Source organism: Chitinophaga silvatica, from assembly GCF_003419895.1.
GTDB classification, from domain to species: Bacteria; Bacteroidota; Bacteroidia; order Chitinophagales; family Chitinophagaceae; genus Chitinophaga; species Chitinophaga silvatica.
The window spans coordinates 50,947-72,648 of sequence record NZ_QPMM01000014.1; the positions used below are offsets into that span (position 1 = coordinate 50,947).

18 protein-coding genes are annotated in these 21,702 nt (G+C 38.9%); 11 read left to right on the forward strand and 7 right to left on the reverse strand.

The window, feature by feature from the left end; translation table 11 throughout:
- Nucleotides 1-314 precede the first annotated feature (314 nt).
- The 3 genes from DVR12_RS23740 (at nt 315) to DVR12_RS23750 (ending at nt 7,691) form a co-directional block, all read left to right on the forward strand.
- Nucleotides 315-2,939, forward strand: a complete 2,625-nt coding sequence (locus DVR12_RS23740; RefSeq protein WP_116978303.1) for a zinc-dependent metalloprotease — start codon at nt 315-317, stop codon at nt 2,937-2,939.
- Nucleotides 2,940-3,015: 76 nt separating this feature from the next.
- On the forward strand, nt 3,016-6,345 hold the full coding sequence (locus DVR12_RS23745; RefSeq protein ID WP_158563354.1) for a SusC/RagA family TonB-linked outer membrane protein: 3,330 nt from the start codon (nt 3,016-3,018) through the stop codon (nt 6,343-6,345).
- Nucleotides 6,346-6,356: 11 nt separating this feature from the next.
- The gene (locus DVR12_RS23750; protein WP_116978305.1) at nt 6,357-7,691 is read left to right on the forward strand and encodes a RagB/SusD family nutrient uptake outer membrane protein; all 1,335 of its coding nucleotides are present in this window, start codon (nt 6,357-6,359) and stop codon (nt 7,689-7,691) included.
- A gap of 52 nt (nt 7,692-7,743) precedes the next feature.
- Here DVR12_RS23750 and DVR12_RS23755 read toward each other — a convergent pair whose 3' ends face one another.
- The gene (locus DVR12_RS23755) at nt 7,744-8,184 is read right to left on the reverse strand and encodes a nuclear transport factor 2 family protein (RefSeq protein WP_116978306.1); all 441 of its coding nucleotides are present in this window, start codon (nt 8,182-8,184) and stop codon (nt 7,744-7,746) included.
- Nucleotides 8,185-8,264: 80 nt separating this feature from the next.
- Entirely contained in the window at nt 8,265-8,900 is a 636-nt protein-coding gene (locus DVR12_RS23760; RefSeq protein ID WP_116978307.1) for a hypothetical protein, read from the reverse strand.
- A gap of 57 nt (nt 8,901-8,957) precedes the next feature.
- On the opposite strand from DVR12_RS23760, the gene DVR12_RS23765 reads away from it, so the two are divergent.
- A complete protein-coding gene (locus DVR12_RS23765) occupies nt 8,958-9,623 on the forward strand; it encodes a hypothetical protein (protein WP_147323534.1) in 666 nt (221 codons plus the stop codon).
- A 148-nt stretch (nt 9,624-9,771) separates the two neighbouring features.
- On the opposite strand, the gene DVR12_RS27660 is transcribed toward DVR12_RS23765, so the two are convergent.
- A complete protein-coding gene (locus DVR12_RS27660; protein WP_158563355.1) occupies nt 9,772-9,930 on the reverse strand; it encodes a hypothetical protein in 159 nt (52 codons plus the stop codon).
- Nucleotides 9,931-10,240: 310 nt separating this feature from the next.
- Here DVR12_RS27660 and DVR12_RS23770 point away from each other — a divergent pair, with 310 nt between their 5' ends.
- Nucleotides 10,241-11,170, forward strand: a complete 930-nt coding sequence (locus tag DVR12_RS23770; RefSeq protein ID WP_116978309.1) for a DUF6268 family outer membrane beta-barrel protein — start codon at nt 10,241-10,243, stop codon at nt 11,168-11,170.
- A gap of 89 nt (nt 11,171-11,259) precedes the next feature.
- Here DVR12_RS23770 and DVR12_RS23775 read toward each other — a convergent pair whose 3' ends face one another.
- Complete coding sequence (locus DVR12_RS23775) at nt 11,260-12,882, reverse strand: NADP-dependent glyceraldehyde-3-phosphate dehydrogenase (protein WP_116978310.1); 1,623 nt, start codon at nt 12,880-12,882, stop codon at nt 11,260-11,262.
- Between the two features lie 241 nt (nt 12,883-13,123).
- On the opposite strand from DVR12_RS23775, the gene DVR12_RS23780 reads away from it, so the two are divergent.
- Both DVR12_RS23780 and DVR12_RS23785 read left to right on the forward strand, forming a co-directional pair.
- On the forward strand, nt 13,124-13,945 hold the full coding sequence (locus DVR12_RS23780) for a hypothetical protein (RefSeq protein WP_116978311.1): 822 nt from the start codon (nt 13,124-13,126) through the stop codon (nt 13,943-13,945).
- Nucleotides 13,946-13,975: 30 nt separating this feature from the next.
- Nucleotides 13,976-15,577 carry a hypothetical protein gene (locus tag DVR12_RS23785; RefSeq protein ID WP_147323535.1) on the forward strand — a complete coding sequence of 534 codons (1,602 nt, stop codon included), beginning with the start codon at nt 13,976-13,978 and terminating at the stop codon, nt 15,575-15,577.
- A gap of 59 nt (nt 15,578-15,636) precedes the next feature.
- On the opposite strand, the gene DVR12_RS23790 is transcribed toward DVR12_RS23785, so the two are convergent.
- Nucleotides 15,637-16,146 carry a hypothetical protein gene (locus DVR12_RS23790; RefSeq protein WP_116978313.1) on the reverse strand — a complete coding sequence of 170 codons (510 nt, stop codon included), beginning with the start codon at nt 16,144-16,146 and terminating at the stop codon, nt 15,637-15,639.
- 241 nt (nt 16,147-16,387) lie between these two features.
- Between DVR12_RS23790 and DVR12_RS23795 the strand changes: the two genes are divergently transcribed.
- A complete protein-coding gene (locus tag DVR12_RS23795) occupies nt 16,388-16,681 on the forward strand; it encodes a hypothetical protein (protein WP_116978314.1) in 294 nt (97 codons plus the stop codon).
- A 190-nt stretch (nt 16,682-16,871) separates the two neighbouring features.
- Here DVR12_RS23795 and DVR12_RS23800 read toward each other — a convergent pair whose 3' ends face one another.
- Together DVR12_RS23800 and DVR12_RS23805 are read right to left on the reverse strand one after the other, a co-directional pair.
- Nucleotides 16,872-17,363, reverse strand: a complete 492-nt coding sequence (locus tag DVR12_RS23800) for an SRPBCC family protein (protein WP_116978315.1) — start codon at nt 17,361-17,363, stop codon at nt 16,872-16,874.
- A gap of 12 nt (nt 17,364-17,375) precedes the next feature.
- Complete coding sequence (locus DVR12_RS23805) at nt 17,376-17,729, reverse strand: ArsR/SmtB family transcription factor (protein ID WP_199417189.1); 354 nt, start codon at nt 17,727-17,729, stop codon at nt 17,376-17,378.
- 97 nt (nt 17,730-17,826) lie between these two features.
- Here DVR12_RS23805 and DVR12_RS23810 point away from each other — a divergent pair, with 97 nt between their 5' ends.
- The 3 genes from DVR12_RS23810 (at nt 17,827) to DVR12_RS23820 (ending at nt 21,668) form a co-directional block, all read left to right on the forward strand.
- Nucleotides 17,827-18,267 (forward strand): hypothetical protein, encoded by a 441-nt coding sequence (locus DVR12_RS23810; RefSeq protein WP_116978316.1) that lies wholly within the window; start codon nt 17,827-17,829, stop codon nt 18,265-18,267.
- Between the two features lie 250 nt (nt 18,268-18,517).
- Nucleotides 18,518-19,339, forward strand: a complete 822-nt coding sequence (locus tag DVR12_RS23815) for an alpha/beta fold hydrolase (RefSeq protein WP_116978317.1) — start codon at nt 18,518-18,520, stop codon at nt 19,337-19,339.
- A gap of 208 nt (nt 19,340-19,547) precedes the next feature.
- The gene (locus DVR12_RS23820) at nt 19,548-21,668 is read left to right on the forward strand and encodes a carboxy terminal-processing peptidase (protein ID WP_116978318.1); all 2,121 of its coding nucleotides are present in this window, start codon (nt 19,548-19,550) and stop codon (nt 21,666-21,668) included.
- Nucleotides 21,669-21,702: the final 34 nt, after the last annotated feature.

Genomic DNA, 21,702 nt, shown 5'->3' on the forward strand with positions numbered 1-21,702 from the left:
TAGCCGTTTTCGGCGCACTATTTTATCAAGTTTTAGAAAGTTGTCTAACGAAAAGCGGTTTACGTTATACTTTTCAATAGCTTTGCGGCCTTGAATTTAAAAATATATTAAACGTAGAAACCATTTTGCTTGAGAAGAGATCCGTGCCCAAATTAATATAGCCGCACCAATACTTTATAGCAATCCGTTCGTCCTTTGTAACCCAGCCCTTGCTGGGTTTAGCTATTTCATATAGTTATTCCTGATTTCCGCAATGGGACTGGATCGTTATTGCCCATAAGTATTGTTTAAAACAATTTAACAACATCCTATTTATGCACGTGAGTTACAGGAAACTGTTATGGCTATTCCCATGCGTAGCCCTTTCGACACAATATTTTACATCCACTGATGTAATTGCTCAATCAAGGAAGAAAAGTGGATGGCTGTTCGGAAAGAAAACAGCTGTTGTTGTTGCAGATACCACTGCTAAAAAGAAACCCGATACCAAAGGGATGAAACCCTATTCTGAAGTAATCACCTCGGATGCCGTAACCAGTAATGGTTTGATGAAAGTGCACCGGGTGAAGACTGATTATTACTTTGAAATTCCCCTGAACCTATTGGGCCGGCAACTGCTTGTAGTGAATAAGCTTTCCAAAGTGCCGGAGCAGCTCAACGATGCAGGAGTTAATAAAGGCATGAACTATGCCAATATGGTCATTGCATTTGAAAGAGATACCCTTCTGAATAAAATCTTTTTGCGTAAGCAAAACCCATTCCTGGAAGTACCAGCCGATAACGCTATCGCCCAATCTGTGGCCGATAATTTTATTCCATCGCTGATCGATCAGTTTAAGATAGAGGCAATTAGTAAGGATTCCTCGGCAGTAGTTGTGAATGTTTCCAAATTATTTGATGGATCTAATAATAGTATTAATAATGTTTTTGAAGCACTAGGACTGCCAGGTTCACCTATCAGAGACCTTTCCAGGATTCGTGGTATCAAATCATTCCAGGAAAATATAGTAGCTAAATCTGAGTTGACATCGAAAATCACCGGTGTGGAAGTATCTATCGAAACCACTACTAATTTGGTTTTGCTTAGTGAACAACCCATGAAGCCAAGATTTGCTGATAGAAGAGTAGGGCTCTTTACCACTCCAAGATGGTATTTTAGTGATGCACAACATAAACTGGAAGAGCGTGAACTGATAACCCGCTGGCGCCTGGAACCTAAGCCAGAAGATCTGCAGCGTTACCTGAAAGGGGAACTTGTGGAACCTAAGAAGCCGATAATTTACTATATAGATGCCAGCACACCAGCCCAATGGCGCCCTTATATTAAAGCCGGGATTGAAGATTGGCAGAAAGCTTTTGAAGCAGCCGGTTTCAAAAATGCCATCATTGCAAAAGATGCCCCAACCGATGATCCCGATTTTGATGGAGATGATGCACGTTATTCTTTAGTTACCTATGCTGCTTCTGCAAAAGCTAACGCTATGGGTCCATCTGTTATAGATCCACGCTCGGGTGAAATTCTTGAGGCAGATATTATCTGGTGGCATAATGTAATGAGCACACTGCATTCATGGGTACGAATCCAAACTGGAGCTATTGATCCGCGTGCCAGAGGAAATCAGTTTAGCGACTCATTGATGGGCCATGCCATCCGTTTTGTATCCAGCCATGAAGTGGGCCATACTTTAGGGCTCCAACATAATATGGGTAGTTCCTTTGCTTTTGATGTGGACTCACTGCGTTCTCCGGAATTTACTTCCCGGATGGGTGGTACTGCACCTTCTATTATGGATTATGCACGGTTTAACTATGTGGCACAGCCGGGAGATAACGTTACTCAGATCACTCCGGCTATTGGGGTGTATGATAAATTCGCTATCGGATGGGCATATCGCTATACTGGTAAGAATCCGCATGAAGAGCTGCCGGAACTGAACAAACAATTGCGTGCCCACGAAAATGACCCTCTGTATGCATTCGGGGAACAACAGGATGTAAGAGATGCCATTGACCCGCGCAGCCAGATAGAAGATCTTGGCAATGATGCAGTGAAAGCCAGTAAGTATGGTCTGCTGAATTTGAAGCGTATAGTACCTCAGATCCTCAGCTGGACAAAAGAAGAGGGTAGCACTTATGATGAAGCAGGAAAAATGCTGAACAGTGCTATCGGCCAGTGGAACCAATATGGCTATCATGTATTGGCTAATGTTGGTGGAATTTATGTTACCCCTACGGTTTTCGGACAGAAACAAAACAGCTATCAGCATGTACCAAAGAAGAAACAACAGGAAGCTGTAAAATATCTTATTGAAGAAGTTTTTAACACACCGGCATGGCTGTTTAAAAATGATATTTATACCAAAAGTTATCCTATTAAGGAAAGTCCGATTGGTAATATAGAATATGGCGCTTTAGTATATGCTAAGGGTTTACAATCTTTCTTTTACTACGATCTGCTTCGCGATGAAAGATTGTCGCGCATGCTGGAAAATGAAGCAGCCAACGGCTCTTCCGCTTACACCGTTTCAGATTTGATGAGCGATATGCACCAGGGTGTTTTTGCCAAAACCATCAAAGGCCAATCTCTGGATATTTTTGAGCGTAACAGTCAAAAAGGTTTTGTGGATGCCTTGATAGTAAGTATTGATAAGTCTATTGCACCTCCTTCAGCTAAAAAGTTGCAAACACAATTTGAACTTACCGGCTTTAATGAATTCTGTAGTTTTTCCATGCAACCACAACAAGAAAATGAACGTGCTTCCCGCAATCTCAATTATTTCTCTATTCATCGTGTATCTGATGCAGTGAGTGCAAAACGTGGCGAACTAAGTCGTTTGTTGCTGTTATTGAACAGCCGTAAGAATACTAATGACAGGGCAACGGCAGATCATTATAATGATTTGATTATCCGTATTCAGCAAGCCTTAAACAATAAATAAATCAATCAATCGAGAATCTGATCTTCTGTAAGTAATGAAAAAAAATCAGTTTTTAGCAAAGGTATTCTGCCTTCTTATGGCAGTATGCCTTTCCCCGGGGTGGGCCCAGGCCCAGACAAACCAGCGTATTGTTAGGGGCCAGGTGGTAGATGCCACGTCTGGTGAAGCATTGCCTGGAGTGTCGGTGTATGTAAGTAGTAAAACAATTGGTACTACTACCGGTACGGAAAATGTAATTGAAAACATTAGTATTGGCGCTATTACCAATGAAAAAGGAGAGTTTTCAATAAAATTGCCGGATTCCTTATCTGTAAAGCAATTGACTATTGGTTTTATGGGATATGAAACCAGGTTATTGAATCTTACGGCCAGCAATTATTATAAAGTAGCTTTGGCTACCGCCGGGAAAAACCTGAACGAATTTGTATTTACCGGTTACCAAACTATTAGAAAAAATAAATCGACCGGCGCTATCGACAAAATCGACATGGATAAAATCGATGTTGGTGGCGTAATGAGTGTAGAACAAATGTTGCAGGGGCAGCTTTCCGGTGTGGCTATTACACCACAATCGGGCGCTCCTGGTCAGGCGGCAAAAATACGTATCCGTGGTACCTCTTCCTTACAGGGCACTCAGGACCCTTTATGGGTAATTGATGGTTTACCGGTTGAGGGTACAAATCTCCCAAAATTAGAAGATGCCAAAGCAATAGATCAACTTTATACTACCTCTATTGCTGGTTATAGCCCTTCAGATATCGAAAGTATTACTGTACTGAAAGATGCTGCCGCTACTGCTATTTATGGTGCCCGTGCTGCCAATGGTGTAATTGTGATCACTACTAAATCCGGGAAAAGAGGAGAGCGATTATCTGTAAATTACCGCAACAATTTCACCTTTACCCAGAAACCGGATTTAAGCCGGTTAAATCTGATGAACAGCGACCAGAAAGTAAATCTGGAGCTAGATCTGTTTGCATCTGATTTCACCTATGGCGAAAATAATGGAGAAGTTTCACGCATCCTTCGGAAGTACAATGTCTCAGCTGAGGATCTTGCTACTAAAGGATTGGATGGTATTAATTCTTCTGCACGTAATGAAATTAATGCATTAAGAAAGATTAATACCAACTGGAATGACCTTATCTTCAGAAGTGCATTTACTCAGGAACATAGTGTAAGCGTTGCTGGTGGAGGCGATAAATCTTCCTATTATTTCAGCGGAGGATATTATGATGAAAAAGGTGCAACCATCGGAACAGGTGCCAACAGATATAATATCACCCTGAAAACTGACTACGACCTGACAGATAAACTTAAATTTTCTGCCGGTATTTTTGCAAATCAACGTAGCCAGACTTCTTTCAATTCTAATCGTGGTGGAAATACAAACCCGGTACAATATTCACGCCTGGCTAATCCTTATCTGAATGTTCTTGATGCCAATGGTAACTACGTTTACGACAAGAACATTGGAGGCGATAGAAATGTGGTAGACTTTAACCTCCTGGAAGAAAGAAAAAATACCTCCAACACACTCAAAACCCAGTCGGTGAATACCAATTTCAAACTGGATTATGAAGTGATTAAAGGGTTGCATGTAAGCTCTCAACTGGGTGTTCAATCAGACATCACAACTGGCGAACAGATTGCTTTAGGCAATACTTATTATGTTAGATTGCTGGCAGATCAGAACATGCGTTACGATCCGGCGACCGGTACTCAGAAAACCATTATCCCTAATGGTGGCGTAATCAATAACAGCAATAGTAACATGCAGCAGTATACTCTCAAAACAATGGCGGAGTATAACTTCAACCTGAATAAAAAACATGACTTTACTTTCATGGCAGGTAATGAGCTGAGAAGGGTTAAAGAGAAATACCTTACCAATACAGGGTATGGTTATGATCCGAAAACGCTGACAACTATTCCTATCAAATTTCAGAACGACAATGATATAAGTGAGCTGTATAAGAATACTAATACCTATCTGGAAAATGCATTTGTTTCATTTTTCGGTACAGGTAGTTATACTTACAACAACCGTTATACACTAGGTGGAAGTATTCGCTTCGATGGTTCTGATCTGTTTGGGGTTGATCCTAAATATAAATACCTGCCTTTATGGTCGGTAAGCGGATTATGGAGAGTGATGGAAGAACCTTTTATGAAGGATGTAAATTTCATCAATGCACTGAATGTACGTGCTTCTTATGGTTTGCAAGGAAATATTGATAAAAACACTTCGCCATTTGTTGTAGGCACTTATGTGAATGTGCCAATCTTACCAGGAAATCCGATACAAACTATCCAGGTAGGCACCCCTCCGAATGCGAAGCTCAGATGGGAGAAAACTATCAATAAGAATATAGGAATTGATATCAGTGTACTTAAGAACAGGGTTAATATTACTGCCGATTACTATGATCGTCATGGAAAAGATCTGATAAACGTTCGTGCATTACCGTTGGAAACCGGTTTCCAGAATATGACTGTCAATTGGGCTGAAATGCGTAACCGTGGTGTAGAATTTAGTATCAATACCCGTAATATCATCCGTAAGGATTTCCGCTGGTCAACTGATTTTAATTTCTCATACAATAAGAACACCGTATTGCGTGAAACCCTGCAGGATAATACCTATTTCCCTTCCAGGGAAGGGCATGCAACAGGTACAGTTTGGGGAATTGATTATGCTGGTCTGAATGAACATGGTATGATCCTCGTTAATTATCAGGGTAAAAAACAAACATTGTCGGAGCTGTTACAGCTGCAGGACGATTTTGCCGGGGACCCGGATTTAGGCGGATTATTCCCTTACAGTAACCTGACCAATGCCGAACAAAGAGCCTTGTTTCATGATATGGGTACATCAGATCCACTGTACACAGGTGGTTTCAATAACAACTTTACCTATAAAAGATTTGATCTTGCTATCGGTGTAATGTTTAACCTGGGGCAGAAAGTACAAATCCAGCCTTATTACAATCCATTCTTCTATGATCGTGGCACCAATGCCTCCAATAAGATTCTTGACCGTTGGACACCTTCTAACCCGAATGGACAAATGCCACCGCTGTTTGGAAATGGTGAAAACACAAATGAGGAATTGAAATTGCTGGGCCACTGGCTGGCAGATAAATACTATCAATATTCAAGTTTAGGATTATGGGTAAGAAACGGAGGTTATGTTCGGGTGCGTAATATCACTTTAGGATATCGCTTGCCGGAAGAGATCTGTAACCGTACCCGTTTTAAGGCACTGAAGGTAACCGCTGAAGTACGTAATCCTTTCGTATTCTCTGGTAACTATGATGGCTTCCTAGACCCTGAAACAATGGGAAATATCTATGCTCAGCCTATTCCTAAAACATTTACCATCGGCCTGAATGCCACTTTCTAAAATTGTTATCAATGCGTAATGTATTATATATAGCCGGACTGATAGGAATATTAACTACTGCCACTTCGTGCAAAAAATATCTGGATATTGTACCGGTAGGAAAGGTTATCCCAACTACTGTAGAAGATTTCCGCAAAGAACTTGATGCCGCTTATGCAATCAATGTTTATGATAAAGGACTGGCTTCCTACAGGGGAGACGAAATTAAAATGAATGAAACCCGTTCCGGGGATGTAAACCAACTTCAACCCAACTATTTATGGGATGAAAATAATGGGAACAACATAAATACATATGACTGGAAGAATAAATTCCAGCAAATTTTTTATGCAAATCATATCATTGGCGCGGTTCCCGATGCAACAGAAGGTACCACGGAACAGAAAAATCAACTACTGGGAGAAGCTTATCTGGTTCGTGCCTATGCCTATTTTCACCTGGTAAACCTTTATGGGAAACCTTACAACGAGGTAACTGCTGCTTCTGACAAGGCTATACCTTTAGTTACCAAGGTGGATATGGAGAATGTTGGCCGTCGAAATAGTGTGAAGGAGGTATATGATCAGATTTTGGCAGATATAGAAACTGGTCTGGCACTAGTAAACATCGACCAATATGAAACTGCTTATTCCTATAGATTTTCAAAGTTGTCTGGTTTAGCGCTGGCAGCGAGGGTCTATTTATATACACACCAATGGAGCAAAGCCCTGGAAACGGCCAAATCAGTATTGGACAAGAAAGGTACATTGATCGATTTTAACCAGTCTTCAGCCTTGCCAACATTGTATAATTCTTTGGAAACGATCCAGGCGCTGGAGCAGAATTATACTGCTATTCAGATTCAGACTGTAATTGTATCTGATGCTCTGTTTAATAAGTATAACCAGGATAATGATCTTCGTCTGAAAGTATTCTACAAAAAGGATAGTAAGAATAATAATGTAGTTGCGAAAGTAAGTTCAGGTAATAATTATCGCCAGTCGTTCAGGGTGTCGGAGATGTATCTGATTGCTGCTGAAGCGGCTGCACAACTGAACCAGTTGGATATAGCACGTGGTTTTCTGAATCAGCTTAAGAAAAATCGTCTGACACCAGCGTTTTATCTGGTTGAAGAAGCTAGACTGACAACCCTCAGTGGTGATGCTTTCCTGAATGAAATTTATGATGAAAGATTCCGTGAGTTGTCTTTTGAAGGTCACCGTTGGTTTGATCTTAGAAGAACTACTCAGCCACAGATCACGCATATTTTAAGAGGTAAAACCACCATTCTGCAAAAGAATGATCCCCGTTATACTATTAAAATACCTGTGGATGCTATTGCAAATAATCCATTATTATCAGAATAGTATTTATACATAAAAAAAGGCGCTTAAATCAAAAGATTTAAGCGCCTTTTTATTATTTAGGCTCTTCAAAATTATCGTAATAAGTGTAATCCTTTGTGATCAGGCCATTTTCTATAGTGAAGATTGTACAAATCGGCATTTCAAATCTGGAGCCATCCTGTGATGTACCGGTCGATACAAATTCTACTATGACGTGTTTCTCTCCTGATGGATATATTTCAATTACTTTATCATTTACATCAGGAAACATTTCACCAAGTTCTGAATAGTGTTTAACAATTTGTTGCCTGGTCTGCTGAACAATATCTTTTCCATATGCCGGATCTTTGAATTCGGCAACTTCTGCATACAAATTTGCCATTTTCTCCCAATCGTGTTTGTTGAAATAGTCATATAACTGTTTTACAACTTTTTCATTTTCTAAGGTGGCTGTTCTCCTTTCACAGGAAAAAAATGTGAATGCAATAAAAGTGACTAAGATACAAGTTCTCATACTGAATAGGTTTAAATGGTGTTTATTATTTAGTGGTAACCAGAATACTAATCAATATAAATGAAGTTTCATGAGAATACTCATTCTTCCCATGATTTCTTAAAATCATCAAAGCTTTTATAAAATTGAGACGTTGGAAATGTTGGGTCTTTTTCTGGCGTGCCCGTCCAGGTAAGGTGAATCACAGCAAATTGACATTCAGTGTTGCTAACAGCATAAAACAGTGCATCATCATCGGGTGTATGTCTTGCCATGGCATAGAATTGATTTTGAGCGAATGGATGGTTAGAAAATTGTTTTTTTTCCCTAAACAGATTGATTTCCTTATTTAGCTCCTTTTCAAACTCTAACTTAGCGTCAATTGTCAATGGTGCCCATGGTTCTTCAACGAAAGTAGTTGGCTCACCTTTCCCAAAAATATTGAAATAATTGGAGCCAGGAATTTCAACTGAAATTACATTTGGAGTCTCTCGTAAATCTAGAATTGAAAATCCACCGAGTGGTTGTAAAAAACAGCCATTTTCCAATTGAATATTTAGCTTCAGATTTTCAATCTCATTATTTTGAGTTCCTAAACATCTCCTGAAAATTGGTTGTAAGGAAAAGTAATCCTTATTAGGAGTGAGAATACCACCAACTACACCCATTGATTCATCAATGATTTTCATATCAATAGTACCTAATGGCCTGGTATGAGAATAAAGGGTGGCTTTCATTATTCTAAAATAAAAAAGTATTGTAATATATTTTTACTTTGTAGAAAATTTAGTGAAATGAGTTGGAACAGGAGATATCATTTTTTTCTTCTTTTTGGAGATACAAAAGGAGAGAATGCTCCGTGGAATAAGGAAGTATGGAGAAATGATGTATTTCCAAAATTGGATATTTTATTTAAGCAATCTTCTTTTTATAATAAAATAGGGGTTGGGTCATTACAGTATTCACCCAAACCAGATTCTCAATACTACGAACCAGTTAAATTGGGTAGATTGTCCTGGAATTCACCTGAGAAATGGACTTTAAATACTTCTACGCCTATTCGTTTTCATCATTTAGATGTTTGGGCCCCTTCCCGTGGAGCTTGTGAAAAACTAAATTCTTCACCTGATGTTTATCTTAGTATTTGCAATGAAAGAGATGCCCTAAATTTGACGACAACAGCCTTTGAATGGCTTACAGTATTAGCTGTGGCTACTGAGATTCAAGGGGATGTTATGAGTAAGGTTATCGCTTTGTCTAAAGCCCTGAACGCGAAAAAGACCGTACATATAGAAAGGGGATGGGAGCAAAAGCTGGATGATACAAACTGGAGTTTGGTAAACTCAATTCAGGATACATTTTCGTTTGGAATTTATAAGGGGGATGATCGGAGCTTACATGAGATTCAATTTGAGAATATAGAGTTTAGTCCATTTTGGAATATCATTTTTGAGAGATAGCTGGAGCTAAGTGAAGCTCTACGAAAGCTATATTATACCATTAAAATACATTTAATAATGTGAGGCGTTATCAAAATAATTATAGCAATATTATTGTAATAATTTTATTATCAAATTATAATGCCACTATGCCTAAACTGTATAAATACTATCCTTTCTTTAACGCTTTCTGCTTAATGTGAAATGCCATTCGTGCTTCTTTCAAATCTTTTAACAATAATTCATGGCGGCCCCAATATTTCAAACTTAATTCTTCTCTGATTTTCCTGACTTCTGCAACAGCATCGTATTTTTTAGTTTTTTTCATAATATTTTTGGAGTTAAAATTTCTCTTGGAGTTTTTATTGCAATGGTCCTATATCCCATGCGCAGATTTATGGAATTATACAATTTAATTCGATCAATATTAACAATATGTTTAAAATTCCAACTAGCTAATATATCTGCACTATGTAATGATCAAACAATATCGATAATTGATATTAGACCAGAAAAGTTACAAACTGGTCACAAATATTTGAAAATAGATAGTTTCAGGAGTTTAGCTATATCTTATTTCCCACATAGGGGTAACCCCCTTTCTGCGTGTCTTCCTCCAAATCATTTGAAAATCGGACATGCAAAAAATTTCTTTCTTTCTACTGTTATTACTTATTGCCAACTACAGTTACGCTCAGCTCGGAGCCTCTTCACTCAATGGTCCGGGTATTGCTATCAGTACAGATTACCAACCTGCATCACATTATATCAGACCGGAAGACAGCGTGAAAACAGGTGCTACAACAAGTCAGCTTCGTTATAATTTTGGTGCCGGATTTATGCTGCTAAACCGTATGGATACAGCAACAAAGAAGGTGCGTACCCTACTTTTTGGAGTAAGTGGAACTTATATACGCCTTAATAATAAAGATTATGAACAAACGATCTTTCCCGATGAGTTACTGAATGCTAACGCAGGTTTTCAGTATATCCAGAGTATGCGTAATCGCTGGAGTTTGATGGCTATCGCGGCAGTTTCACTAGGTACAGATCTTGAAGAGATCAATGGCCAGGACCTTTTCCTTCAGGGTGGTGTATTGTTTATTAAGCAACATAGTAAAAGGTTTTCCTATGGTATAGGAGGGATGCTGACTAATGCATTTGGTACACCTATGATTTTACCTGCCATCTTTATGAGATGGAAAACTGATAGCAGGTTTGCTTTGGATATTAATTTCCCTGAGAAAGCAAGTGTAAGCACTGCGTTGAGCAGGTATACAGATCTTGCATTAACTGTAAGGACAGAAGGAAATACTTACGATGTTACACATGGTGTTAATGGAAAAAGACTAATGGGGTATATGCAAATTAAGGCAGGATTGGAAAGCACCTGGCATATAGGAAAGCATCTCGATTGGATATTGGCTGGAGGTAGTAATCTGGCCAATAGTGCAACGTTTTCAGATAGGAAACTCTCGGAGATGTTTAAAGAAAAGCCATATTACCGCCTGGGTACAAATTATTATCTGAGTACCGGCTTGCGATGGAATTTTATTCCACGTAAATAAAGAAGTCCGTATTATCGGGCTGCTTTATTTATCATTAAGTGCTTCATTATAAAAGTCCTTGCAGCTAACAGCTGCAAGGACTTAACCAACTAGAAAATATAATTTGTACTTAGGAAGTCTGAGCTATGTTCTTTCAGAATTTCTTCGAGCAATTGCTTATTGGTATCATTCATTTTAGTAGCTACTAATGAACGGATCGAGAAGGAGCGGAGTGCATCGTGAACAGATAGCGTTCCTTCGGCGCTGTCTTTCCGCCCTGTGAATGGAAATACATCCGGTCCACGCTGGCACTGACAATTGATGTTTACCCTGCTTACCTGGTTGACCAGCGGATCGATCAGCGACGCTACCTCGTTAGGATTGTTGCTGAAGATACTAACCTGTTGTCCGTGTGGCGACTCTATCAGGTAATCAATTGTTTCCTCAATTTCATCGTAAGGAACAATAGGAATTACCGGACCAAATTGCTCTTCCCTGTAAAGCTTCATTTTATTATTTACTGGATATACTACTGCCGGGAATACAAATGACTCGGCTGTAATACCTCCGTTTTCATTTACAACAGCGGCACCATGAGCTTTTGCATCCTCCAATACTTCACGGATATACGCAGGTTTACCTGGTTCGGCTACTGGCGTGAGTTGTACGCCTTTTGTCCATGGCATTCCACATTTCAGTTTGCTGATTGCTTCACTTAATTGCTTATTGAAATCGATTGCAATTGAACGGTGTACAAAAAGGATTTTAATGGCTGTACAACGTTGACCATTATACGATAAAGCACCCAGTATACATTCATTTACGGCTACCTGGATGTCTGCATCTTCCGTTACGATAGCCGCATTTTTAGCATCCAGACTTAATACAGCACGTAAACGGTTTAACTTTGGATGGTGCTTACGCAAATCATTGGCTACTTTGCTGGAACCAATGAATGCCAGTACATTGATTTTCCCTGTGGCCATAATTCCAGGGATTACAGAAGCTCCTCGTCCGTATACGGTGTTTACAACCCCTTTAGGGAACGATTCCATGAAGGCACGCAATAACGGATAGTGAAGTAATGTTCCGTGCTTAGGTGGTTTAAAGAGAATAGTATTTCCCATCAGCAGGGCTGGTATAAGCGTAGTAAAGGTTTCATTCAGCGGATAATTGAACGGCCCCATACAAAGCACAACACCCAATGGAGAACGGCGAATTTGTGCGATAGTACCTTCCCTGATTTCAAAGCGGGAGGAACTACGATCTATTTCCTTAAGCGCATCTATCGTAGCATTTATATATTCAATAGTGCGATCAAATTCCTTGATCGAATCGGCAAACGACTTACCGATTTCCCACATAATCAGCTTTACAATAAGGGTTCTTTGTTCCGTCATTTTACGGGCGAAAACAGAAAGGCAGTTAATACGCTCGTCTAACCGCATAGTTGGCCATTCGCCACGGCCATTGTCATATGCTGTCAGCGCTGCTTCCAGTGCTTCGAATGCTTCTTTTTCTGTACCCAGGGGATAGGTACCTATAAGCTTGCGCTTCAGCCCTTCGGCAGTTGGAATATTGATAGGTGAATATACTTCACTCACCGGTCCATCCCATTGTCTCATTTCCCCGTTTACCAGGTACTCTCTCTGATGAATTTCAGAAATACGGAATTCTTCGGGTATTTCATTTTCTTCAACAAAGAGTTTTTTAAGCTCATCTTGAAAACTCATGTGTTAAAATTTATGTGTACAAAATACACAAATGGGATTTAAAAATGCAATAGAAAGTTTCAATAATTGTGTTATCAGGTAGAAAACTTTATCTAACTTTTTTATTTTCAACGATTAACCTAGTTTTGCTCTATTGTCTTTTTTATAAGAATTAATACAAAAATTATCTATCAATCGTTCCCGAAGGGAAATACGTAACATAAAAAGTACCCGGGGAAACCATTCTTTTAAAATCTTTTTCATGCCTCTAATAAAAGTTTTAATCACTGTAAAAAGTTACCCCAACTTAACCTCGCATTACGACGAGCAACTGAGCATAGCTGGTTTTACCGAAGACGGAACTTTCATCAGAATTTACCCCATCTCATTCTCCAGAAAAGCATACGACGAACAATTCCAGCTTTATGATTGGGTGGAGGTAGACCTGGTTCGTAATACTCAGGATTTCCGGCTCGAAAGCTTCAGTCCTAAATCCCCTGATACGCCGATTAAGAAAATTGGCCATGTAGGAATGAAAGACTATTGGGAAGAAAGAAAAAATATAGTGCTTAAACGCGTTTACCGCAACTTGTCTAACCTCCTGATGGAATCCAAGCATGAAGCATTCTATACATCGCTGGCTGTTTTTAAACCCCAGCGGATTATTGGCTTTGAAATAGAGGAGGAAACCAGGGATTGGAATGAAGAAAAACTGGCGAAGCTTCAGGAAGAAAAGAATCATATGCAAGGTGTGGAGAATCCTGAAAATCCCTTCCAGATAATGAAGAAATTGCCCTACAAATTTTCTTTCAGATTTACGGATGATAAAAACCAGGAGTTGGTGTTACCTATAGAAGATTGGGAACTGGCATCCTTATATTGGAAAGTTTTGAAAAAGCAGAATGAACAAAAGGCAATTATGGAAGTTCGAAAAAAGTATCTCGAATATATTCGCCACTCTGATTTGCATTTCTTCCTGGGATCTACTCAAAATATGCATGCCAGTATAAAGCAACCATTTACTATCGTAGGTTTGTTTCAACCTGCTGTACCACCGAAAGTAATACAGGGAAGTTTATTCTAACTTTATGTAGTATTTTCGTTTATATATACCATGAAAAGAATGTTTAATGACCTTAAGATCGGGATTCCTTTTTTCCTTTTCTGTACAGTATTATTTGCCTGCAATGGCGGCAATAAAAAAAGTAAAAGTGCAACATCCAAAATTCTTGATACCACTAATGCTGCACATCTGAACAAGCCGCAGGATTTACAATTCCTAACCACAGAGGAATACGTAGCAGGTATCGTGAGCAGACGACAGGCTATTGAAAAACAATTGCCGGGAATAAATCAGGAAACTGCTGCCCAACTTTACCATGTCTTTTCGCAATATGTAGATACTGCATTGATAGGCATGTCTAATAATGAGGGAGTGTGGCTCGATAAATATGTGAACTATTATTCAGAGAAAACACATTCAATCAATCCACCGGCTAATGTGGAGCAACGAATCAAGCTTTTAGCTACTGCTGGCATAGAGCCATGGGGTATCGGTGAAGGATATACGATATTGCGTTTGGTTCCGACATTTTATACCGACCTGTTTAAATCTTCCCTGCCTCCTGATTACAAAGCATATTTGCAATTAGTAGCAGATGAAGATACTGTTCTATTTAGTGCTGATGCCGGTATAATGATTTCTGTGAATCTCGTAGGAAAAAGAGTTTTGAACTGGGAGAAATATCTGGATGCCTATCCTACCAGCATTTTTGCACCCGAAGCATTGGTACTGTATGAGCGTTATTGCTACGGCTACCTGTTTGGAGAAGAAAATACTCCCACTTTTGATGAACACGAAAAATTGAGTTCTATTCTACCCGAAAATAAAACAGAATATATTTCCTTCGTCAGACAATATGAGAATACCAAAACTGGTAAAATCGTAAAAACCTTTCTCGATAACCTAACTACTGCCAGGTCGGTACTGGATTTACAGGGTATTATAGCACCTCTTATTAAGCAACGAAATATCAATGAGTTCGAGATATTACCTAAACAATCCGATTTTCTGGAAGCTCAAATTGCAGGACTAACAAAACCTGTTTATGATACTTTGCCAATTGAAATTCATATGAGTGGTGGTCCGTCTGTGGAGCTGACCAGAACAACCGACTCTATTATATATTTCAAACAGAATAATAATATCTACTGCCTTGCAATGTTCACAAACACTGCAAAAGGAGCTGGAGCCCCTGTTTCAGGTTGGGTGGATGTATGGGCTTTCAAAAAAGCAGATGATCGTTGGCAAACAATTTCTTATTTAATAGAAGCTGGAGGAGGGGGGATGTATGGAAGTTCCGGCTATTTCAATAATCTAATTAAGGTTGGTGATAAATTAACCGGTGTTGTCATTGGCGGAGCAATTACTCATATGGGAAGCAATGCTTCCTGGGATGATCTGATTGTTCTTAAAGATGATAAACTGATGAAGGTGCTGCATCTTGTTACCCAAAGCTCCTACGAAGGCGCTACTGGCATGCAGAAATGCAATGAAAACAGATGGCTGTTAGAACATTCAGGAAAGGAATTCTATGATCTGATTATAGTATCAGGAAGTTGTATCAATGGTTTTCTACCAATAAATAAAATAACTATTCCGTATAAGGATGGTAGTTATAAAGTACCTGACAAGTACGAGTATACCGGAATTTAAAAAAAGAATGGAATAGGTCCTTAAAGCCTATTCCATTCTTTTTTATCTAATTACTTTTTTTAATCGTTACTCTTTTTCATTACAGTATAGTAAAGTCCAAATACACTCACTCCAATAAAAGCAAAATAACCAACTGCTAATAATTTAGATAACTTCGGATTTAAAGTACTGCTTACCAGAGAAATGATGTTATCAACCCTTGTATCAACGCTATGTACCCAGTAATAGAAGCCACCTGCCATCACTATAGCCAGCAAGAATTCGTTTAGCATTGGCCGTTGTCCGCTCATTCTTTTGAATGTATTAAATGCAGCCAACACAGGAATAAGATAGAATACATACACTAATTTAAGCCACAGCGCATCCAGATCTTTCATAAAGAAGCCTGCATATTTGCCTCCATCATTTAATCGCAGAGGGAATGTCCATCCTGTAGCCTCAGTACTAAGCCCTGCAAGATTTAAAGTGCTGTTTAGGGATGCATTAAAGCCACTAATGGAAAGCCATGGTAGAAAATAACAACCAATTAATGCCAGGGATAGGATTACAGTAGGAATTCTAGAATTCATTCGGTCAGGGATTTTTAAATTATCATAGCAAATATATTATATTTTAAGATGTATAATTTATTAGTTGCTTGTCTTCTTATCAAGTGTGGTATAGGGGGTTGATTATAGAATTTCAGAATTGCTAATCGATATATCTTTATTCATTAATTAGTATAAATAATGAATAGCCTTTTTTTGAAAAATATCGGTCAGTTATGTTATTTTAGCATAACGGCTCTTGTTTTATAAATACCTACATAAAATGAAAGAAACCTATTCAATATTCTGGAAAGGTAATGTGGTTGGGGAAGCTACCAATCTAATGTTTGATATGTGGTACGGACATAGCAAATTTTCTATAAATGATAGTAGTGAGGCCAAAGAATTTGTGCAATTAGTTTCTGCTCTTGAAGTTAAAGCCGCTTTCAAAAGCCCATGGACCGGAATAATTTGTACTCTGATTCAAAATGAAAACAAGACTAATAAAATTGATATATTAGCTCTTGGGATGGATGAATCAAACTTATTTATGAGAATGGCATTTTCAACTCGATAAGCTGTTTATCAAATTGTTGCCCTTTCTATTAATTCATTGAAATGCTTTTCAAGTAGTTTTCCTCCTTAGAACTTAATTGATAAGTAGTTATTTCTCCAGCAGATTCGTATTTAATTCCTTGTGATGATTGCCGGTTGTGAATCGGAAATCAGTCTATGTATTTCAATCATATCTGCTCGGAAGCTAAAACTTATTTAGATTGAGTTATGAGTATTCTCATTTTATTGAGCATTTGCAACCAGCTTGGATATGCACCTGTTTTTTGTGCCAGTGCCTGAGCAACTGTTTGTCTTAATTGCAGTTTGGTTTTACCATTTTCTTCTGTGAGTGTAACAGTAACCAGCGTTTCGCCAGGCCAATCTGGGTCCATGCCAATAGTAGCCGGATCTATCGGGTTACCATTTTCATCTGCATTTAATAACGTAAATACAATTCTGCTATAAGGTGTTACTTCCTTGTATTCGCCAATGCACCAGCAATCGCCGAATTGTGGGTTTGTTATGCAGGTGTGGAATTTTCCGCCGGTTTTAATATTCATTGTTTTAATATGAAAGGTGCAACCTTCCGGGGCATACCATTGCATTAATTTATCCGGATCTGTCCATGCCTTAAATACTCTCTCAATGCCCGCGTTAAAGGTCTCTTCAATAAATACTTCGGAGGTGGTAGTTCTGTTTTCCATCGCAATTATTATTTACTTGTTTTTTCGCTTGGTTGTCTGGGTTCTGCTTTGTAGTTCTTCCTGCTCAACAAAACTTTTGAGCGCTTTCAATCTGCTTGTCCAGAGCTTATGATATTGCTCTACCCACTCATGCACTTCGTTGAGCTTTTCGAGTCTGGCTTCACAATAACGTTCCCTGCCTTGTTGTTTTATATTCAACAATCCACATTCTGAAAGGATTTTAAGATGCAGGGATATGGCCTGTCTGCTCACCTCAAATTGCTCCGCTATTGCATTTACATTAACAGGCTGTTGAGCTATCATTCCTATTATTGCCCGCCTCGTTGGGTCGGCTATCGCCTGAAATACATCTCGTCTTGCTTCCATAATATGCAATCATTTGCTTGCAAATATATGTGCAAGTATTTGCTTGCGCAAATTTATTTTTCTTTTCAGTATCTTTCGACCAAGAATTATAAGTCCTATGACCACAGAAGATATTATTATAAAGCTTTCCCAATTTGTACCTTTCGATGCAATGGATCCGGAATTCGACAATGAGTCTTATTTCTATGAAATGACGGATGATCTTAAATCAAATGAAGACGGAGCAAAAGCGATAGAACCAATTTTTCGCTTATTGGAGAAATATCCACAGGTCGATTTTGGATCGCCAGGCCCATTAGTGCATACACTGGAAACATTTAGAGGGAAGTATGAAAAACAGCTGTTTGAATCTTTGACCCGCAGACCCACAATGCTAACCAGCTGGATGTTGAATAGAATTATTAATGCAGAAGAGAACGATGAGAGAAGAGAAGAATTGATTAATATTTTGAAATCACTCCTCCATAACCCCATTATTGATGACGAAACCAGGAAAGCTATTCAAAGGTTTGTAGATTTTCAGACTCAGGATTTATAGATATGCGCATACAAGGATAGGTTATAATTACTATTCGAAACTAAAGAACTGACATTTTTACCATCTTAATATTACTATGCATCATCAGGGGATAAATGCCATTATTACCCTGAGAAAAACTGAGACTTATTATCAATCTATTTCTTTCTGAACAACCCTAAGATTTTCATTGTTATTGAACTACTCTTTACTACTAAGGATAGCAAGGTCTGAAAAGATTAATTCTATAATACCATAAAAATCAAGTACAATGGGAAAAATTACAGTAAAAGACGGAACAGAGATTTTTTATAAAGATTGGGGTAGCGGACAGCCGATAGTCTTTCATCATGGCTGGCCTTTAAGTAGCGATGATTGGGATACACAGATGATGTTCTTTCTACAGCAAGGTTACAGAGTTATAGCGCACGACAGAAGAGGACATGGAAGGTCTACACAGTCGGCCTCCGGACATGACATGGATACCTACGCCGCAGATGTTGCTGAGCTTACCAAAGTATTAGATTTAAAGGATGCAATACATATCGGTCATTCTACCGGTGGTGGCGAAGTGATTCGTTATGCCGCAAAATATGGAAAAGGCCGTGTGGCTAAAGCTGTATTGTTGAGTGCTGTTCCTCCTTGCATGGTACAATCTGCTAATAACCCGGATGGGGTACCAATGTCGGTCTTTGATGAAATCAGACTAAATACTGCTACCCACAGATCCCAATACTTTAAGGATTTCCCCATGCCGTTTTATGGATATAACCGCCCTGGTGCCAAAATATCCCAGGGAGTAATAGATAATTGGTGGCGTCAGGGTATGACAGGCGCAATTAATGCCCACTATGAATGTATTAAAGCTTTTTCGGAAACTGATTTTACTGAGGATCTGAAAAGTGTAGATATTCCGGTTTTGGTTATGCATGGAGAAGATGATCAGATCGTTCCTTTTGCAATTTCAGCTGCTAAGTCGATAAAGCTTCTGAAAAACGGAACTCTGAAAGCTTACCCAGGTTTTCCGCATGGGATGCCAACCACTGAAGCGGAAACAATTAATAAAGACCTACTGGCATTTATTAAATCGTAAATAGAAGTACTTTTAATATTCAATTTTTTGGAAAAGGCAGGACTAAGTAGTCCTGCCTTTTTTAGTGTATACCCATTGTATAGCTTTTGATTTTTCTAAGGTTTTTCGACTTCCCGTAAATATTTTCAAATTCCCTTCACCCTTTTTAATAACTCCATTGCCTGAATTGATAGAGGCCCTTAAAGCTCTATGCAATAATTGTTTTTATATGAAAATGATCGAAAGAAATAAATGGTTATTACTGACAGGTGCTGTTTTGACTGGAAATATAGCCTATGCTCAGGTTCCAACAGATGCGGCAGCTATACCAGCTTTTCGCAGCGGCACTATTACTTCAGTAATGGCAAAGATTAAGAAAGGCCATTTTGATCCTAAGCCGCTGGATGATGCATATGCTACTACAGTTTGGAAGCAATATCTTCAGTCATTAGACCAGAATGGTTATATTTTTCTGCAGGAAGACCTGGACCAACTGGCAACATATAAACAAAAGATTGATGATGAACTGAAGGTGGGAAGTACCGCATTTTTTGATGCTACAATGAAGATTTATTTTCAAAGATTGCATGAAATAAATGAATTATATCCAAAGTTATTAGCACAACCATTTGACTATGATAAGCAGGAATCCATTCTTGTTACCTCAAAGGAATTAAGAGTTTCTGCCAATAAGGAAGAGCGTACGAATAACCTCCGAAAAAGGCTGAAATACCTTACGCTAAATAATTACCAGGAATCTATCATTGCCAGTGGTGATACTACAAAGCTAAGCGGAGCAATAGATGTTGCAAGAGAGCAGAAATCAAGAGATAAAATCAAAAAGCAATTTGAAGTTTATTTCAAAAAGATGTTTGGTGAGAACATGCCGAATGAGCTCTTCAACCAATATGTAGCATTTGCATTACTGGAAATTGACCCACATACTTCTTTCTCCGGACCTAAAGATAAATCGTTTGAGGAAGCTATTACAAAACGCTACTACGGATTGGGAATGGAGCTGGGAGTAAAAGACCTGGACTTTTTTGTTAAGAGATTAATGCCAGGCGGATCGGCCTTTCGTAGCGGACTGGTAAAAGAAAATGATAATATCCTATCCATTTCAAATAGTGCCGGTGAAATGATGAGTTTAACCGGTTTGGAAGCTACAGAAGTAGCTGCTATGATTCGTGGTGATAAAGGCACTGAAATTAAACTAACCCTCCAGACTCCGGGAGAAAAAGCGAGAGAAGTTAAAATTACCCGTGATGAGGTGAAGGATATAGATTCAAAATCTAAAAGTGCTGTAATCGAAAAAGACGGAAAGAAATTCGGCTATATCTATCTTCCGTTGTTCTATACCGATCCGGGAAATCAGTTGGGCGGATGTGCTGCAGATATATACTCAGAAGTGGAAAAACTCAAACAGAATGAAGTAGAAGGAATCGTAATGGACCTTCGCGGAAATGGGGGTGGTTCTCTGGATGAGGTAGTGAAGATGACCGGAGCCTTTATGAATGAAGGGCCTGTATCCTGGTTAAAGGATAGAGAAAGAATCAACCGATATGGAACTAATTTTAAATCAGAACCATATGAAGGACCACTAACGGTATTAACAGATGAAAGCAGCGCCTCTGCTTCCGAAATATTTACTGCTGTAATGCAGGACAGAGGTCGCGCAATTATCCTGGGAGCTAATTCCACCTTCGGAAAAGGAACTGCTCAGATACCGGTTAACGTAGGTAAAATGGGAGATCCGGATAAAGGTATAGCTGATATTAGCTTCGGTACAATTAGATTAACTACACAGAAATTCTACCGTGTGAATGGTTCTTCCACGCAATTAAAAGGAGTGACGCCGGACATTAAATTACAGGACCGGATGAATTTTCAGGCTATTATGGAGAAAGACTATCCTTCCGCCATGCAATGTGATTCAGTTGTATTACAACCATATGAGCATCTGAAATTCCCTTTTGATTATAATCAGGTAATCGTAAAGGCTAAACAAAGAGTACAGAACAACACTGCTTATGCTAAGGTGGAAGACTATACGAAGAAACTGAAAGCATTATCGGAAGAACCTACACCGTTGGATTTGGCATCCTATCGCAAGAACTACAAACTGACAGATGGCTACAAAAAAGGTATTCAGCAAGCGAAAGACTTACCAACTGCTCAGTTCCTGAAAGTGACTGCTGCCACCTTCAGAAATGTAAATCCATCAACAGTAAAAGATCCGGTTTCAGAGATTCCTTCCTATAAAGATTTCCTGGAAAGAGTTAAGAAAGATATATACATCAATGAATCTATCTCCGTATTGGAAGATATGATCAATGGTACAAAGCATTAGTAAAGTTAAGTATATCAACCTTCAAGAAATTTAG

Excerpts from the sequence above, each read along its gene's own strand:
- DVR12_RS23740 (WP_116978303.1), top strand. The coding sequence starts at position 315 with ATGCACGTGAGTTACAGGAAACTGTTATGGCTATTCCCATGCGTAGCC.
- DVR12_RS23745 (WP_158563354.1), top strand. The coding sequence starts at position 3,016 with ATGGCAGTATGCCTTTCCCCGGGGTGGGCCCAGGCCCAGACAAACCAG.
- DVR12_RS23750 (WP_116978305.1), top strand. The coding sequence starts at position 6,357 with ATGCGTAATGTATTATATATAGCCGGACTGATAGGAATATTAACTACT.
- DVR12_RS23755 (WP_116978306.1), bottom strand. The coding sequence starts at position 8,184 with ATGAGAACTTGTATCTTAGTCACTTTTATTGCATTCACATTTTTTTCC.
- DVR12_RS23760 (WP_116978307.1), bottom strand. The coding sequence starts at position 8,900 with ATGAAAGCCACCCTTTATTCTCATACCAGGCCATTAGGTACTATTGAT.
- DVR12_RS23765 (WP_147323534.1), top strand. The coding sequence starts at position 8,958 with ATGAGTTGGAACAGGAGATATCATTTTTTTCTTCTTTTTGGAGATACA.
- DVR12_RS27660 (WP_158563355.1), bottom strand. The coding sequence starts at position 9,930 with ATGAAAAAAACTAAAAAATACGATGCTGTTGCAGAAGTCAGGAAAATC.
- DVR12_RS23770 (WP_116978309.1), top strand. The coding sequence starts at position 10,241 with ATGCAAAAAATTTCTTTCTTTCTACTGTTATTACTTATTGCCAACTAC.
- DVR12_RS23775 (WP_116978310.1), bottom strand. The coding sequence starts at position 12,882 with ATGAGTTTTCAAGATGAGCTTAAAAAACTCTTTGTTGAAGAAAATGAA.
- DVR12_RS23780 (WP_116978311.1), top strand. The coding sequence starts at position 13,124 with ATGCCTCTAATAAAAGTTTTAATCACTGTAAAAAGTTACCCCAACTTA.
- DVR12_RS23785 (WP_147323535.1), top strand. The coding sequence starts at position 13,976 with ATGAAAAGAATGTTTAATGACCTTAAGATCGGGATTCCTTTTTTCCTT.
- DVR12_RS23790 (WP_116978313.1), bottom strand. The coding sequence starts at position 16,146 with ATGAATTCTAGAATTCCTACTGTAATCCTATCCCTGGCATTAATTGGT.
- DVR12_RS23795 (WP_116978314.1), top strand. The coding sequence starts at position 16,388 with ATGAAAGAAACCTATTCAATATTCTGGAAAGGTAATGTGGTTGGGGAA.
- DVR12_RS23800 (WP_116978315.1), bottom strand. The coding sequence starts at position 17,363 with ATGGAAAACAGAACTACCACCTCCGAAGTATTTATTGAAGAGACCTTT.
- DVR12_RS23805 (WP_199417189.1), bottom strand. The coding sequence starts at position 17,729 with ATGGAAGCAAGACGAGATGTATTTCAGGCGATAGCCGACCCAACGAGG.
- DVR12_RS23810 (WP_116978316.1), top strand. The coding sequence starts at position 17,827 with ATGACCACAGAAGATATTATTATAAAGCTTTCCCAATTTGTACCTTTC.
- DVR12_RS23815 (WP_116978317.1), top strand. The coding sequence starts at position 18,518 with ATGGGAAAAATTACAGTAAAAGACGGAACAGAGATTTTTTATAAAGAT.
- DVR12_RS23820 (WP_116978318.1), top strand. The coding sequence starts at position 19,548 with ATGAAAATGATCGAAAGAAATAAATGGTTATTACTGACAGGTGCTGTT.